The sequence below is a fragment of the Alicyclobacillus macrosporangiidus CPP55 genome, from assembly GCF_000702485.1.
Classification (GTDB): Bacteria; Bacillota; Bacilli; order Alicyclobacillales; family Alicyclobacillaceae; genus Alicyclobacillus_H; species Alicyclobacillus_H macrosporangiidus_B.
In genome coordinates, this window is record NZ_JNIL01000001.1 from 1,322,710 (window position 1) to 1,338,523 (window position 15,814).

The 15,814-nt window shown below is 67.0% G+C and carries 14 protein-coding genes and 1 pseudogene; 5 read left to right on the plus strand and 10 right to left on the minus strand.

The genetic code is table 11. From position 1 onward, the window contains the following. Nucleotides 1–86 precede the first annotated feature (86 nt). The 4 genes from N687_RS0106845 (at nt 87) to N687_RS0106865 (ending at nt 2,997) form a co-directional block, all read left to right on the plus strand. Nucleotides 87–773 (plus strand): metal-dependent hydrolase, encoded by a 687-nt coding sequence (locus N687_RS0106845; protein WP_029421148.1) that lies wholly within the window; start codon nt 87–89, stop codon nt 771–773. 155 nt (nt 774–928) lie between these two features. Beyond that, nucleotides 929–1,339 (plus strand): GntR family transcriptional regulator, encoded by a 411-nt coding sequence (locus N687_RS0106850; RefSeq protein ID WP_029421149.1) that lies wholly within the window; start codon nt 929–931, stop codon nt 1,337–1,339. A 424-nt stretch (nt 1,340–1,763) separates the two neighbouring features. Further along, a complete protein-coding gene (locus N687_RS22930) occupies nt 1,764–2,480 on the plus strand; it encodes a DUF5808 domain-containing protein (RefSeq protein WP_197029219.1) in 717 nt (238 codons plus the stop codon). Nucleotides 2,481–2,673: 193 nt separating this feature from the next. Beyond that, nucleotides 2,674–2,997: a hypothetical protein gene (locus tag N687_RS0106865; protein WP_035462093.1), complete on the plus strand. Its 324-nt coding sequence runs from the start codon at nt 2,674–2,676 to the stop codon at nt 2,995–2,997. Between the two features lie 137 nt (nt 2,998–3,134). Here the strand turns inward: N687_RS0106865 and glnA are convergent, their stop codons facing one another. The 10 genes and pseudogenes from glnA to N687_RS0106915 all read right to left on the minus strand — a co-directional run bounded on the left by glnA (nt 3,135) and on the right by N687_RS0106915 (nt 13,723). Beyond that, the gene (gene glnA, locus N687_RS0106870) at nt 3,135–4,601 is read right to left on the minus strand and encodes a type I glutamate--ammonia ligase (RefSeq protein ID WP_051663012.1); all 1,467 of its coding nucleotides are present in this window, start codon (nt 4,599–4,601) and stop codon (nt 3,135–3,137) included. Between the two features lie 195 nt (nt 4,602–4,796). Then, complete coding sequence (gene galE, locus N687_RS0106875; protein WP_029421154.1) at nt 4,797–5,801, minus strand: UDP-glucose 4-epimerase GalE; 1,005 nt, start codon at nt 5,799–5,801, stop codon at nt 4,797–4,799. Nucleotides 5,802–5,831: 30 nt separating this feature from the next. After that, nucleotides 5,832–7,043: a M20 family metallopeptidase gene (locus tag N687_RS0106880; RefSeq protein ID WP_051663013.1), complete on the minus strand. Its 1,212-nt coding sequence runs from the start codon at nt 7,041–7,043 to the stop codon at nt 5,832–5,834. A gap of 74 nt (nt 7,044–7,117) precedes the next feature. After that, nucleotides 7,118–8,239, minus strand: coding sequence for a P1 family peptidase (locus N687_RS0106885; RefSeq protein ID WP_051663014.1), 1,122 nt, complete (start codon nt 8,237–8,239; stop codon nt 7,118–7,120). A gap of 1 nt (nt 8,240) precedes the next feature. Then, a complete protein-coding gene (locus N687_RS0106890) occupies nt 8,241–8,816 on the minus strand; it encodes an ECF transporter S component (protein WP_029421157.1) in 576 nt (191 codons plus the stop codon). Nucleotides 8,817–8,900: 84 nt separating this feature from the next. After that, nucleotides 8,901–9,733 (minus strand): annotated as a pseudogene (locus N687_RS20775) (energy-coupling factor transporter transmembrane component T family protein). Beyond that, nucleotides 9,720–10,607 (minus strand): energy-coupling factor transporter ATPase, encoded by an 888-nt coding sequence (locus N687_RS0106900; protein WP_029421158.1) that lies wholly within the window; start codon nt 10,605–10,607, stop codon nt 9,720–9,722. The pseudogene N687_RS20775 and the gene N687_RS0106900 overlap by 14 nt, the downstream one beginning before the upstream one ends. A 4-nt stretch (nt 10,608–10,611) precedes the next feature. Further along, nucleotides 10,612–11,472 carry an energy-coupling factor transporter ATPase gene (locus N687_RS0106905; protein WP_029421159.1) on the minus strand — a complete coding sequence of 287 codons (861 nt, stop codon included), beginning with the start codon at nt 11,470–11,472 and terminating at the stop codon, nt 10,612–10,614. Next, nucleotides 11,469–12,224: a glucose 1-dehydrogenase gene (locus N687_RS0106910; RefSeq protein ID WP_029421160.1), complete on the minus strand. Its 756-nt coding sequence runs from the start codon at nt 12,222–12,224 to the stop codon at nt 11,469–11,471. Before N687_RS0106910 ends, N687_RS0106905 begins: the two co-directional genes overlap by 4 nt. A 47-nt stretch (nt 12,225–12,271) precedes the next feature. Beyond that, a complete protein-coding gene (locus tag N687_RS0106915; RefSeq protein WP_051663015.1) occupies nt 12,272–13,723 on the minus strand; it encodes an aldehyde dehydrogenase family protein in 1,452 nt (483 codons plus the stop codon). Between the two features lie 263 nt (nt 13,724–13,986). Between N687_RS0106915 and N687_RS0106920 the strand changes: the two genes are divergently transcribed. Beyond that, nucleotides 13,987–15,636, plus strand: coding sequence for a DHA2 family efflux MFS transporter permease subunit (locus N687_RS0106920; RefSeq protein ID WP_051663016.1), 1,650 nt, complete (start codon nt 13,987–13,989; stop codon nt 15,634–15,636). The last annotated feature ends 178 nt before the right edge of the window (nt 15,637–15,814 follow it).

Here is a 15,814-nt window from a genome sequence, read left to right on the forward strand (position 1 = left end):
AGCTCTCAGAACCATTCTACTATGTCGCGCGGGCGATGGCCTATAATGGATTCTGAACAAACTTTCCGCCATCGGAGGGATGCACGGTGAAGATCACCTACCACGGCCACTCCTGCGTCCAGTTGGAGGACGGCGGCACGTCCATTCTGTTCGATCCGTTCCTCACCCCGGCCGGCTTCCGCAAGAGCGTCGATGATATCCGCGCCCAGTACATCCTGCTCACGCACGGCCATTTCGATCACGTCGCCGACGCGGTCACCATCGCCAAGAACAACGACGCGACCATCATCGCCACCCACGAGTTGGCCACCTACATGGGCTGGCAGGGCGCGAAAACGTTCGGCATGAACCTCGGCGGCTCGTACCGGTTCCCGTTCGGGCGCGTCAAGATGACGCAGGCGTTCCACTCCTCATCGTACATCGTCGAAGATGAGCAGAAGATCATCTACACCGGGATGCCGGGTGGATTCATCGTCGAGTTCGCGGGCAAAACCGTGTACCACGCTGGCGACACGGGCCTGTTCGGGGACATGAAGCTCATCGGCGAACGGCACGCCATCGATGTGGCGTTCTTGCCCATCGGCGACACGTTCACCATGGGCCCCGAGGACGCCGCCCTGGCCGCCCAGTGGGTCAAGGCGAAGTTGGTCATCCCCATCCACTACAACACCTTCCCGGTCATCCAGCAGGACCCGGCCCGGTTCACCGATCTCCTTCAGGCAGCGGGGATCGAGGGACGTATCCTCAAGCCCGGCGAGACCACCGAGCTGTGAGTCGATCGCACACCGCACAGGAGCCCCGGCGGCCACCCGGCCCCGGGGCCGATTCATCTTCACCGCGCCTTCCCCATCGCTGCCCCTTGACAGCCCCGATTCCATTGTTATGATTGTTACATATTAAATATAATAAACGGAGGTGACCTGGCACCATGCTGCTCTACCTCCAACCGGACAGCGACGTCCCGCTGTACCAGCAGATCCGGGATCAAATCGTCGCGGGTCTGGCCACCGGACAGCTGTCTCCCGGGGATCCGCTGCCCCCCATCCGCCAGCTCGCCGCCGACTTCGGCGTTCACTTTCACACCGTGAACAAGGCGTATGACCTGTTGCGCCAGGAGGGGATGATCCGCCTTCACCGCCGTACGGGAGCGGTCGTGGTCTGCGAGCCTGCGCCGCCCGAGTTCCGCGACCAGTGGCGAGAGCGGGCGCGCGTGCTGCTCGCCGAAGCGTTCGTCAAGGGCATCCCGCCAGAGGAGATCCTGGCCGAGTGCAGCGCTCTCCTGGAGACGTTCCAGGCCGCAAACGCCCATCCCGACCTGTCCGGAGGTGCGTCGACGTGATCCTGTCCGCCCACGTCGTGGAGTTGTTGGTCATCGTGCTGTTCGTGGTCGTCGAAGCGCTCTTGCCCGCCGTCATGCCCGACACCCTGCCCTTCGGGGTGCGGGTTCCGCTCACCCACGCCAAGCATCCCGCCGTGACCCGGGCCGCTCGGCGTTACTTCCGCCGTCTGGCGCTGCTGGCCGTCATCTGCGTGGGGATGGATCTCGCCGCCTGGCGCCTCCCCGAGGCATGGGCGTTCGCCGCGGAACAGGCGGTGGTGCTCCTCGCCGCCGCCGTGTGCTACTTGAACTACTACGCCGCACACCGCCAGATCCGGCAGGTCAAGGAGGCGGAGGATTGGTTCGCCGGCGCGACGCAGGTCGTCGCCGCCGACACCCAACCGAGGCGCCTGCCGTCTCTGTGGTGGGGGCCCCCGCCCTGCTCGTGTTCTTGGCCGTCGTTGCGGCCGGTGTCTGGCGCTATCCCGCCCTACCGGCCCGCTTCCCTATCCACTTTTCGGCTGACGGGACGCCGACGCAGTGGGCCGACAAGAGCATCTCATCCGCCTTCGGGATTCTGATCCCGGGCCTGGTTCTGCTCGCCCTGTGCCTGCTGGTCCACATCGCCAGCCGAGCTGGCCGTACGGATGTCGATCCGGAGGCCCCTCAAGCCTCCCTGCACCTGCAGACCCTCCAGCGACGGCGCTGGATTCTCGCCACCTGGTGCTCATGCGCGTTTGTGCAGGTGGGCCTCGGCCTCGCCGCCCTGTTGCTGTGGGGCCTGCTGGGGCCTGCCACCGGATGGCCGATGTGGGTCATCCCGCTGACCATCGTGACGGGTGCCATCGCCCCGTGGGTGATCGTCCTCGCAAAGACTGCGCGCCGATCCGCCAGTTCCGTTACTGCGGCGGCGGTTCCGAAGGGCCCATTCCAAGGTGCCGGCGCCCCCGGCACGCGGCGCGTCGTGCATCGGGACGATGACCGTTTCTGGAAAGTGGGCGTGCTGTACTTCAATCGGGACGATCCAGCGCTGTTAGTGCCCAAGCGCTTCGGGATCGGCTGGACGCTCAACTTCGCCCATCCCGGAGCTTGGCTCCTGATTATCGCTCTGCTCCTCATCACGAGCCTGCCCGCCATTTTGTCGTACCTGTACGGGCGCTGACCGGGGGATGCATCCTCGCCTGCCGCTCGGCGTCCCGCCTCGAGGTGGGCGCCGAAGCGGACGCGGTGGCCCTCGGCCGCCCCATCACAGGGTCGGGTGCATAATCCGAACGAGGGCGAGGAAAATTATGGACGACCCGTATGCCGGCTGGATACCGGCGTGCGCCATTCGCCCACAGGAGGAGGATGCATCCGTGAATCGCCGACACATCTGGAGGGTGGCTGCGCTCAGCGTCACCGCACTGAGCAGCGCCGCATGGTTCGGAGGTTTTCACCACGGCGGCCACAGCCAGCCCCACCCGCACGGCGTGGCCCTGGGCGACATGCCGCGGCCAACCGCGAGCGCAAAAGCCGCTCGGGCCCTGCCGACCATCGGAGAGATGGACCGTTCCCGCGGGATGGATCACACGGACCGCGCGTCCGGGAAAGACCGGATGGGCAGCCACGAAGAGGGTTCGGATCAAGATCGGAACAAGGCGGGAGAGGCCGAGGACGAGGAGGAAGGAGAAGAGGACTGATTCCTGGCGCGCCGGAACGCCGGACGCCCGACAACAGTTCCGAGGGACGTCTTTTCCTTCGCCCGTCGGCCCCCTGGGCCGGGATGCGACAAACGGGGCCACAGAGGCCCCGTTTGTCGTCTGTTCCCCGCGGGGGATCACAGGTCGAGGTACAGGTGGAATTCGTACGGATGCGGGCGCACGTTCACCGGCGCGATCTCAGACGAGCGCTTCAAGTCAATCCACGCCTGAATGAAGTCGGACGTGAACACCCCGCCCTCCAGCAGGAACTCGTGGTCCGCCTCGAGGGCCTGCAGGCTCTCCTCGAAGGAGCCCGGCACGCTCTGGATACGCGCCTTCTCGGCGGCGTCCAACTCGTAGATGTTCTTATCGATGGGGCCGAAGCCGTGCTCGCGCGGGTCAATGCGGTTGCGGATGCCGTCGATGCCCGCCATCAGCATGGCCGCGAAGGCGAGATACGGGTTGGACGTCCCATCCGGCGTGCGAAACTCGATGCGGCAGCTCTTCGGCGTCACCGCCGCCACCGGCACGCGGATGGCCGCGCTGCGGTTGCCCTTGGAGAACACCAGGTTCACCGGGGCCTCGTAGCCCGGCACCAGACGCTTGTACGAATTGGTGCTCGGGTTGGAGAACGCCAGCACCGCCGGGGCATGCTTCAGGATACCGCCGATGTAGTACAGCGCTGTCTCGCTCAGGTTCCCGTAGCCGCCCTCTTCGTAGAAGATGGGGGTGTCGCCCTTGAACAAGCTCTGGTGCACGTGCATACCGGAGCCGTTGTCCCCGAAGATGGGCTTGGGCATGAACGTGGCGACTTTCCCGTAACGCCGCGCCACGTTGCGCACGATGTACTTGTACAGCATCGTGTGGTCCGCCGTCTTGGTCAGCGTGTCGAATCGGAAATTGATCTCCGCCTGGCCGGCCGTCGCCACCTCGTGGTGGTGCCGCTCCACGCGGATACCCGCCGCCATCAGCTCTTTGACCATCGCGGTGCGGATATCCTGCTGCGTGTCGGTCGGGGGCAACGGGAAGTAGCCGCTCTTGTTCTTCACCTTGTACGCCAGGTTGGGGCCGTCGCCCTTGCCGGTGTTCCACACGGCCTCCTCCGAGTCCACCGCGTAGAACGCCCCGTTGGCGCTGGAGTCAAACCGGACGTCGTCGAGGAGGAAAAACTCCAGCTCAGGGCCGAAAAAAGCCTTATCTGCAATCCCCGTCGCCGCCAGGTACTGCTCCGCCTTCTCCGCGATGTAGCGGGGATCGCGCTCGTAGCGGGTGCCGTCCGGCTCGTAGACGGTGCAATTGAGGCCGAGCGTCGGCGCCTCCATGAACGGATCGACATACGCGCTGGTGAGCACCGGGCGCATGACCATGTCGCTCTCCTCGATGCCGCGGAACCCCTGAATGCTCGATCCGTCGAACGCGATGCCGTGAATGAGCTGATCCACGTCGACCTCGCACGCGGGGACGGTGACGTGATGCTGCCGCCCGGGCACATCCACGATGCGGAAGTCCACCATCTCAATGCCTTTTTCCTGGATCAGATCGAGGATTTTCTGTGCCGCTTCCAGCGCCCCATGGGCCACCGTCAACGCGGAGTTCGCTGCCATTCCTCTCCACCTCGTTTGCAGGGTGTTGGCCGGGCCGGCAGTGCGGGTCGGCCGCGCGCCTTCGTATAGACTTACTATATTGAGGTGGATGGCGGCCGGTCAACGAATTCTGTCAAGATTTCTTACATGACATGAAAATTTTCTTATGGCCTGTCCGCGCGAAACCCGGCTTCGCCCGCGTTTCGCCGCATGCCATCACGGTCCGCCGGCCGCCCCGAACCCTTCGGGATGGCTTTTGTGCCAACGCCAGGCGGTCTCTACCATGGCTTCCATTCCGGTGTACCGCGGCCGCCAGCCCAGGATCGCCTCGGCCCGAGCCGGAGAGGCCACCAGGACCGCGGGATCACCCGCTCGGCGCGGCCCGTGCACAACGGGGATGGGATGGCCTGTGACCGCTCTTGCAATCCGCACCACCTCCAGCACCGAGTGCCCGGACCCGGTGCCAAGGTTGTAAGCCTCCACGCCCGCCTCGCCGCGGCGCAGCCGTTCCAGGGCCAGGCGGTGAGCGCTGGCCAGGTCCATCACGTGGATGTAATCCCGTACGCAGGTGCCGTCCGGCGTGTCGTAATCGCTGCCGAAAATGGTCACTGTGTCGCGCTGGCCCAGCGCCACCTGCAGCACGATGGGGATGAGATGCGTCTCGGGCCGGTGGTCCTCGCCGATGGGCCGCTCGGGATGGGCCCCGGCCGCGTTGAAGTAGCGCAGCGAGATGGAAGAGAGCCCGTACGCAGCGCCACACCAGTGGAGCATTCGCTCAATCGCGAGCTTGGTCTCGCCGTACGGATTGACGGGCTGCTTTGCGTCGTCCTCCCGGATGGGCACCCGATCCGGATGCCCGTAGACGGCCGCGGTCGAAGAGAAGACCATCCGCCTGACCCCCTGCCGGACCATGGCCCTGAGCAGCTGCGCGGTGGCCGCCACATTGCGCTCATAGTACAGCAGCGGGTCCTGGACGCTCTCGCCCACCAGGGACTTGGCGGCGAAATGGACGACGGCGTCCACCCCGTGCCGGGCCATCACCACCCCGACCGCTTCCGCGTCCTGGATGTCCAGCTGATAAAACGGCACGTCGAAGAGGCCCGGCGGCCAATGCCCCGTGGACAGGTCGTCCACCACCACCACCGGCTCGCCGTGAGCCACCAGCTCCGCCACCGTGTGCATCCCGATGTATCCGGCCCCGCCCGTCACCAACACCGTCATGCGGCCATCTCCCCAAATTGCCGTGATCCGTCACGCATTCAAAAATACCATCGCTGCCCGCGCGTAGATGCGCGTCGTCTCCACCAGCTCGCCGACGTCGACGTATTCGTCCACGTGGTGCGGGATGTGCCGGTTCCCGGCCCCCGTGGTGACAATCGGAACGCCCGCCAGGTGCAGGAAGGTGCCATCCGTCGCGCCCGGGACCCCGTTGTACACCGGCTCGCGCCCGGTCACCGCCCGGTACGACTCGGCCACCGCCTGCACCACCGGATGGCCGGGGTCCGTCTCGGTCCAGGGCCGCTCCTCGATCACCTCAAGCTCCGCGCGGAAGTCCGGATCGCCACGGCCGAGGCGCGCCAAGATATCCTCCATCTGCCGGCGCAGCACCGCGTGATCCTGCCCCGGCACCGTGCGGATATCGAGGGTCGCCAGGCACTGGTCGGGCACCACGTTGATCTGGGCCTCCCCGCGCACCGGCGCCTGGAGGATAGTGGGCGTGATGCTCGGCCAGCCGAGCATCGGGTGTTCGCCGAGTCGGGCCTTCTCCAGTTGCTCCAGTTCGTCGAGGGCCACCAGGATGCGGGCCATGCGCGTGTTCGGGTTCACCCCCGTCAGCGGCATCGCCCCGTGCGCCATTCGCCCGTGCGTCCGCAAGATGACGCGCATCGCCCCCTTCTGGGTGATGCAAATCTGGTTCTCCTCCGGCTCGCAGATGATGGCACCGTCGACACCCCGGGCCCAGCCGCGCCGGATGAAGTCCTTGATGCCGATCATCAGCCCCTCTTCGTCGCACGGGATGCACAGGAGCACCTTTCCCGCGAACGGACGGCCGCTGCGCTGGATGGCCCGGACCGCGCAGATGGCGGCCGCCAGGTTGCCTTTGGTGTCGCACGCCCCGCGGCCGTAGATCCGGCCGTCCACCAGCGCGCCGCCGAACGGATCGTAGCTCCAGCGCGACACGTCGCCTGCCGTCACCACGTCGGTGTGCCCCTCGAACAACAGGGTCCTGCCGGGCCGCCCCGAGTCGTACACCGCGATCACGTTCGGCCTGCCCGGCACCACCTCCTCGACGTGCACGGACAACCCCATCTGGCGCATGACATCCGCCACATAGGCCGCCACCCGCTGTTCATTCGCCCCCTCGCGCGCTGGGTCGTACACGCTCGGGATCCGCACCAGCGCCTGGGTCAGCGATACCACTTCCGCCTCGTCCACATACCGGGTCACGTCGTCCGCCGACACCGTCGCACCTCCTGCTCTTCTTCAGTTGAACAATCCGGAATCCACACTTACGGACGCGCACCGGTGTGTGACTATCACACGATTGTGCAGGCTGGCAACCCGCCCGCTGGCCGCGCCGCCCGAACCGCGCGGACGACCGCCTCCGCCAACACCTCGGCGGCCACGGCCCCGACGACGTCGACCGGCACCTCTGCGCTACCTGTGGCCAAGGCGAACACCGTATCCCCGTCGTACATTGTGTGAACCGGGCGAATGGTGCGCGCCAGCCCGTCGTGTGCCATCTGCGCGACCTTCTGGGCCTGCGCCTTGGTCAGGCGAACGTCGGCGGCCACCACCGCGATGGTGGTGCTCGTCCCCGGGGTGAGCGGCGTGTGCACCTGGCGGACCAGGAGATCCACACTGTCGAAGTATCCGCCGCCATCCGCCCGCGGGCCGGCGAGGACCGCGCCGGTCGCCGGATCGCGCACCTCGCCGACGGCGTTGACCGCCACCAGTGCACCGACCACGGTGCCATCTGGCAGCGTTCGCGCCGCCGTCCCGAGCCCACTCTTCACGGCTCGGCCAGGGCCGGCCAGCTTACCGACGGTCGCACCGCAGCCGGCGCCGACGTTGCCCTCGGCGCCCGCCCCGGCCGTCTCCCATCCGGCCGCCTGGGCCCCCCGCGCAGCCTCCTCGGCCACCTGCGGCCGGGCCCCCTCTTCCGGCCGGGGGACATCGCCCGCCTGCGTAGGCGCGCCGTCCCGCGCATCCTCGCCTGCCCAGGCCCGCCACGCGGTCTCCGCAGCCAGCCGGCCCGCGGCCGCGTCCGGGCGCACGCGGCCGTCGCCGACGGCGAGATCGAACAGGACCGCGGCCGGGACAATCGGTACGACGCCGACCCCCACATCGAGGCCCACGCCCCGCTCCTCGAGAAACCGCATCACGCCGCTCGCCGCTTCGAGCCCGAACGCGCTGCCCCCGGAGAGCACCACCGCGTGCACCGCCTGGACCAGGTTGTGCGGCGCGAGGAGATCCGTCTCCCGGGTGCCGGGGGCGGCCCCGCGGACGTCGACGCCGCACACGGCCCCCTGGGGGACGAGCACGACCGTGCAGCCGGTCAGGGCGTGCGGGTGATGCGCGTGGCCGACGGCGAGCCGTGGCACCGCCCCGATGCCAAAGGGGCGGGCCGCCCCTTGCGGTGTGCTGCCCGCCCCCATGTCACACGCGCTCCCCTGTCTTGTCCGCGTCGTCGTCCGACAGCTTCGATTTCCGCCCGCTGCCCAGGCGCATCCAGGCCCCGACGACCGCGAGCGTCACGATCACCGACACGATGGCTTCCGGCAACCCGTTGACGACGGCCACCGTCACCGCGGCACCGAACGCCAGGTAGTGGCGCAGCACCGCCATGAGGAGCACGAGGATGGTGTTCGTCGCCGATCCCACGAATCCGGCGACACCGATGGCCAGGTACGGGTTGGCCCGCTTCAGCGCCCTGTAGGTGAAATACGCCGTGACGCCGATGAACAGACGCGGCAGGATGGCGACCAGCGGGTCCTTGAACAAGACCGATGTGGCGTTGAGAAACGAGGATAAACCGAAGATCAGGCCGATGGCCATCCCGACCGGCCAGCCCTCCATGATGCCGCCGATGACCGCGGGAATGTGCATGATGGTCGCGTTCCCCGCCGCGGTCGGAACGGGGATGTACCCGAGGCGCGTCACGCCGAGCAGGATGGCGATGGCGCCCAAGACGCCGGAGATGACGACTTTTCTCACCGTGATCCCTTTTTCCAAAGGCAACCCCTCCTTGGGTTGGCGATGGCCGGTTCAATGCGGCCGCCGCCGTGACGGATGAACTGCACAGGCCGCGCCAAGCCGTCAGCGAATCCACAGAAACAAGGCCGAGATCGCCAGACTCATCGCGAGCATCGCCCAGTCGCGCGGCTTCGCGCGGTAGCGTTTGAAGGAGGTGCGGTCGTCCGTCGGCGTGTAGCAGCGCGACTCCATGGCCAGCACCAGATCCTCCGCCCGCGCCAGAGCGATGTTGAACAGCGGGATGATGATGGGAAACGTGTCCTTTGTCCGCTGCACGATGCGCCACCACTGCCCCGTCCCGAACTCCGCGCCGCGCGATGCCTGCGCCTTCATCATCTTTTCCATTTCCAGCGCGAAGGTGGGCACGAACCGCACCGCGATGGTGATCATCAGGGCGAAGGCGTGCACCGGGAAGCGGACGCGCCGCAGCGGCATCAGCAGCAGTTCGAGCCCGTGGGTCAGCTCCGTGATGGAGGTGGACAGCGTCAGGACGGACGACAGGAAGATCACCTCGACGAACCGCATCGCCGAGATCACCACCAGCCGCACGCTGTCGCTGGTCACCCAGATGAACCCCAGTGCAGGTACACCCGCCCGCCTGTGCCGAACCCCCCGCCGTAAAACAGCAGCTGCAACACCGCCAGCACGATGATGAACGGGATGGCGGGCTTGACGCCCGACAGCCCGTAGCGCAGCGGGATGCGCGCCACCGGAAAGAGGGCCGTGCAGAAGACGAGCGCCACCACGTTCGCCAGGTAGCCGCCGAGAAAGCAGATGGACAGCACCAGGGCGGCGAACGCCACCAGCTTCAGGCGCGGATCGAACCGGTGAACGATGGATCCGGTGGGCAGGTACTGGCCGATGGTGATGTTGCGGGTCAACTCAAACTCCGCCAACGGTCTCCCCCCTCTTCGCCCCGACCACGCCGAGGATTTCCCGCGCCGCAGCCTCCGGCTCGAACGCCCGCGTGTCCACCGCGTACCCGAGCGCCCGCAGGCGGTGCAGGATCTCCACCGTCTCGGGGGTGCCGATGCGGTGCTCCGCCAGGCGATCGGCGTCCGCGAAGATGTCACGTGGCGGCCCGGACAGCACCACCCGCCCGTCGGCCATCACGTACACCCGGTCCGCCAGGAGCGCCACCTCGTCCATGTTGTGGGAGACGAACACCACCGTCAGCCCCTCTTGCCGGTTCAGATGCCGGATGCGGGTGAGCAGGTCGTGCCGGGAGCGCGGATCGAGCCCGGCCGTCGGCTCGTCGAGCACCAGGATCTTCGGCTGCAGCACCAGGATCCCCGCCAGGGCCACCTTGCGCTTCTCGCCGCCGCTCAAGGCGAAGGTCTCGCGGTCCTTGAATTCGGCGAAGGGCAGTCCCACCATCTCCATCGCCCACCGGGCCCGCCGTGTCACCTCCTGGATGGACAGGCCCTGCTTCAGCGGTCCATAGGCGATGTCGTCCCCGACCAGCTTCTCGAAGATCTGATCTTCCGGATTTTGAAACACCAACCCCACCATGCGCCGGAGCGCCCGCACGTCCAGCTTGGGATCAGACAGGTCCTGGCCGGCGACCACCACGCGCCCGGCCTGAGGGCGCAGCAGACCGTTGAAGTGCTGAATCAGAGTGGATTTGCCCGATCCGGTCCGCCCGATGATGGCCACGCACTCCCCTTCGGCGACCTCCAGGTCGACCCCGGCGAGCGCCCGGTGCTCGAGCGGCGTGCCGCGCATGTACACGTGCTGCAGGCCCTCCACCGTCAACAGTGGCGTCGCCACCGCATCACCCCCTTCGCGGCGCCAGCCGCTGCACTTCCTCCACCACTTCCGACGCCAAAATCCGATCCTCCCGGAACTCCGGCCGCGCCTCATGCACCAGGGCCGCGACGCGGGCGGCGCCCGGCACGTCCAGCTGCAGTTCCAACAGTCGATCCCGCTGGCGGAACACCTCCCGCGGCGTCCCCTCGATCACCACCCGGCCCGCCTCCATCACCAGGACGCGGTCGGCCAAGGCCACCTCCTGCATGTGGTGCGTGATGGAGACGATGGCGATCCCCTCTCCGTGCAGCCGCTGGATGACCTCCATCAGCTCTTGGCGGCCGTAGCTGTCGAGCATGCTCGTCGCCTCGTCGAGCACGATGCAGCGCGGCCGCATGGCGAGGATGCCGGCGATGGCCACCCGCTGTTTCTGCCCGCCGGAGAGTTGATGCGGCGGACGGTGGCGGTACGCCTCCATGCCCACCATCCGCAGCGCCTCATCCACGCGCCGGTGCATCTCCTCCTCCGGCACCCCGAGGTTCTCCAGCCCGAACGCCACGTCGTCCTCGACGATGGTGGCCAACATCTGATTGTCCGGATGCTGAAAGACCATCCCGACCCGCTTTCGGATCTCCCGCAACAGCCGTTTGTCCCGGGTGTTCATGCCATCCACGAAGACGTCCCCCGAGTCCGGGACGAGCAGGCCGTTGAGGTGCTTGGCGAGGGTCGATTTCCCCGATCCGTTGTGGCCGATGACGGCCACGTGCTCCCCCGCATGGACCTCGAAGGACACCTCGTGCAGCACGGGGATGGACTTCCCCTCGCGCACCCGGTACGAGAACGAGACGCGATCGACCCGGATCAGCGGATTGCCCGCGTGGTTCATACGCAGCGGCCTCCGTCCACCTCCAGGTCGACCCCGGTGATGAGCGACGCCTCTTCGGACGCCAAGAAGAGCGCGGCGCGGATGTCCAGCGGCTGCGCCAAGCGGCCGAGAGGGATGGTCTTCAGGAAGTTCTGGCGGCCCGTCTCCGGATCGCCGCCACCGATGAACCCGGGCAGCATCGGGGTGTCCGTCGCCACCGGATTGATGGCGTTGACCCGGATTTGAAACGGAGCGAGCTCCAGCGCCAGCGCCTTGGTGAACGCGATGACCGCCCCCTTCGTCGCTGAGTACACGTTCAGCCCCGGCCGCGGCCGCACGCCCGCCGTGGAGGCGGTCGTCAGGATGACGCCCCCGCCCTGCCGCTTCATGTGCGGGACCACCGCGCGCGAACCGAGGAACACGCCCTTGACGTTGACGGCCATCAGGCGCTCGAAGTACTCGTCGGTCACCTCTTCAATCGGCGTGAACGCCTGGGGCAGGCCGGCGTTGTTGTACATCACGTCGATCCGCCCGTACCGCGCCGCCACGCCGTCGACCATCGCCTGGACCTGCGCGGCGTCTGTCATGTCGACCGGTGCGAACTCCGCCCGGCCGCCCGCCGCCCGGATGGCCGCCGCCACCTCCTCGCCGCGCGAGGTCGGCAGGTCGGCCACCACCACGGCGGCGCCCTCCTGTGCGAACAGCTCCGCCGTCCCCTTGCCGATGCCCGATGCGGCTCCCGTGATGATGGCCACTTTGTCCTTCAAACGCATGCGGCTCGCTCCTTCCTGTGTAAGCATATCATCTCCGCCCGGCCGAATCAAGTCAGGTCCACAATCATGACGCGCAGGTCGGTCATCTCCTCGATGGCGTAGCGCGGCCCCTCCTTGCCGAGGCCGCTCGCCTTGACGCCGCCGTACGGAGCCAGATCGGACCGGAAGGTGGACGTGTCGTTGACGATCACGCCGCCGAACTCCAGCTCCCGCCACGCCTTCATGGCCTTCTCCAGCGACCGGGTGAAGATGGCGGCGTGCAGCCCGTACGGCGTCCCGTTGGCCAGGGCGATGGCCTCGTCGAGCGTGTCGAAGGGGACCAACACCGCCACCGGGGCGAACACCTCCTGGCAGTACACGCGAAGACGAGGGTCCACGTCCGTCAGCAGGGTGGGATAGACAAACGCCCCTTCCCGCCGGTGTCCGCACAGCACCCGGGCTCCAGCCTGGACGGCCTCGTCGATCCAGGCCATGGCGCGCATGGCCTCGCGCTCGCTGATCATCGGGCCGACGTTTGTCTCCGGATCGCGCGGGTCGCCCACCTTGAGTTGTTCCACGACCTGGAGCAACCGTGGCACAAATTCATCCCAACAGGCCCGCTCGACGAGGATCCGCTGCACCGAGATGCACGCCTGCCCCGCCGCCGTGAAGGCGCGCTGTCCGCACAACAAGGCGGCCCGGTCGAGATCCGCGTCTGCACAGACGATGTTCGGCGAGGTGTTGCCGAGTTCCAGCAACACCGGCCGCAGCCCGGTCTCCGTCTTCACCCGCTCGCCCACAGCGGCGCTGCCGGTGAAGGTGTACATCCGGATGCCGGGATGGTGCAGCAGGGCGTTGCCTGTCTCCGCTCCGCCCTGGACGAGCTGGACGTGGTCCTGTGGCAGCCCGCAGGCCTGCAACCCCTCGACGAGCAGGGCCGTGCTGAACGGCGTGTTCGGCGCCGGCTTGATGACGATGGTGTTGCCCGCGGCAATGGCCGGAGCAATTTTGTGCATCGCCAGCAAAAACGGATAGTTGAACGGCGTGATGGCCCCGATGACGCCCTTCGGGACGCGCATCGCGAAGCCCATCTTGCCCTCCGCGCCCGGGATGGACGACACGGGCAGGACCTCGCCGCCGATGCGCTTCGCCTCCTCGGCGCTCAGCAGGCAGGCCTGGTAGGCGCGCGTCACCTCGATTTTCGTGTCCTGGTACGTCTTGCCGACCTCCGCGATGAGCAGCCGGATGATCTCCGCCTCGCGGGCCTTCACCCACTCGCTGAAACGGTGCAAGATCTCGTAGCGTTCGAATGGCGACAGTTGATGCTGGCGAAACGACCGCTCCGCCGCCGCCACGGCCAGGTCGACCTCGGCCGCGGTCGCCTCCCGGATGGCCCCCAGCGCCTCGCCGGTGTACTTGTCGTACACCACCGTCTCCCCGCCTTCCCGCCAGCGCCCGTCGATGAACGTCGACGGGCCCGTCCAGCGGACAGGCGTATGCTCTTGTGTCGTCGCTTCCAAAACGCCACTCCCTCCTCCTGGCCGTCCGACGGCGCCCCTGGGCGTCGTCTGTCCCCATTATAACAGGCCCATCCCAATCTTCAGATACCTGGTTCGTTTTGCTCGTCATGGACCGCGATCGGCGAGGTGCAATGTCACCCCATCCGCGCCAGCTACAGGCGCAACGCGCGTGCATTGACTTTCCGCGACGGGGAGATTAGAATTCATGTGTTGAAAATGTTTAGATGTTAAAATGATACGATCCGAGGACGGGAGGCACACGGATGGCGGAGCATACCCCAATTCCATCGCACACGGGGCAATCGGCTGCGCCCCAGCACGTGGGGCCGGTGTTGGTGACCCTCCTCTTGGGGGCGTTCGTGACGATTCTCAACCAGACCCTGCTCAACGTTGCGATCCCGCGCCTGATGATCGACTTCAACGAGAGCGCGAGCACGGTGCAATGGTTGTCGACCGCGTACATGATGACCAACGGAGTCCTCATCCCCGTTTCGGCGTTCCTCATCGCGACCTTCACCACGCGCCAGCTCTTCATCAGCGCGATGGTGGCCTTTACGGCCGGGTCGGTGATCTGCTCCATCGCGCCGAACTTCGCGGTGATGCTCATCGGGCGCATCATCCAGGCCTTCGGCGCGGGTGTCATCATGCCCTTGCTGATGACGGTGGTGCTCAACCTGTTCCCGCCGGACCGGCGGGGCGGTGCGATGGGGACCATCGGGATCGCGATGATCTTCGCGCCCGCTGTGGGACCGACGCTCTCCGGCTGGATCATCCAGAATTGGTCGTGGCGGCTGTTGTTTTGGGTGGTCATTCCGTTCGCCGTCCTCGACATCATCCTGGCCGCCGCGCTGCTGCGCAACGTGACGGAGCGGTCGCGCCCGCGATTCGACTGGTTGGGATTCATCACCTCGACCATCGCCTTCGGCGCCCTGCTGTATGGGTTCAGCGACGCCGGCAACAAGGGCTGGGGCGATTCGGCGGTGCGCGCATCCCTCATCGCGGGCGCCGTCGCGCTGGTCCTGTTCATCTGGCGGGAGTGGACGGCGGAGGAGCCGATGCTCGAGCTGCGCGTGTTCAAATACGACATGTTCTCCCTGACGACCATCGTGTCGTGCGTGGTCAACATCGCCATGTTCGGCGCGATGATCCTGCTGCCCATCTACGTCCAGAACATCCGTGGCTTCACGCCGCTCCAATCCGGCTTGCTGCTGATGCCCGGTGCCATCGTCATGGGCATCATGTCGCCCATCACGGGGAAATTGTTCGATCGCATCGGCGCCCGCCCGCTCGTCATCTTCGGCCTCTTGATCACCATCGTGACGACGTACGATTTCGCGCATCTGACCGGCAGCACGTCGTACGCGCACCTGATGTGGCTGTACACGGCGCGCATGTTCGGCATGTCGTTCATCATGATGACCATCATGACGGCCGGGCTCAACCAGCTGCCGCGCCAGATGAACGCCCACGGCACGGCGGCGGCCAACACCGCCCGGACCGTGGCCGGGTCTCTCGGCACGGCCATCCTCGTCACCGTCATGAGCACGCGGACGCACGTCCACTACGGCATGTACGCGGATCGCATGAATATCACGGACCCGGCGCTGAGCGCGACCTTGCAGCAGTTCGGCAGCGCGCTCGCCAACCAGCTCGGCCAAACTGCTCAAGCCGGGTCGGCCCTCGTGTCGCAGATGATGTACGGGCTCGTCATGCAGCAGTCGACCATCGACGCCACCAACGACGCGTTCCTGGTCGCCACGGCCATCACCGTGCTCGCGCTGGTGCTGTCGTTCTTCATCCGCCGAGTCCGCCCGGCGGACCAACCGGCCGGCCACCCGGCAGCGCGCTCGGCAGCACGCCCGCAGCTGCCGGCGGGATCGCCGCGCAAGCCCGAGCCGGCCCCGGCCGAGTGACTTGTGTCGCAAACGGAGGGACGGGTTTCGGCACCCGAGCGACGGGTTCCGCTTGCCACACATGGTCCTTCGGCGGTCGACAAGATGGCGTTCCCGATGTGTGCGTGCAGCAGGGGCGGGGGATATCCCCCGCCCCTGCGCCGTCTCCCGGATGGGTTGACGTGCCCGACTGTTTGTG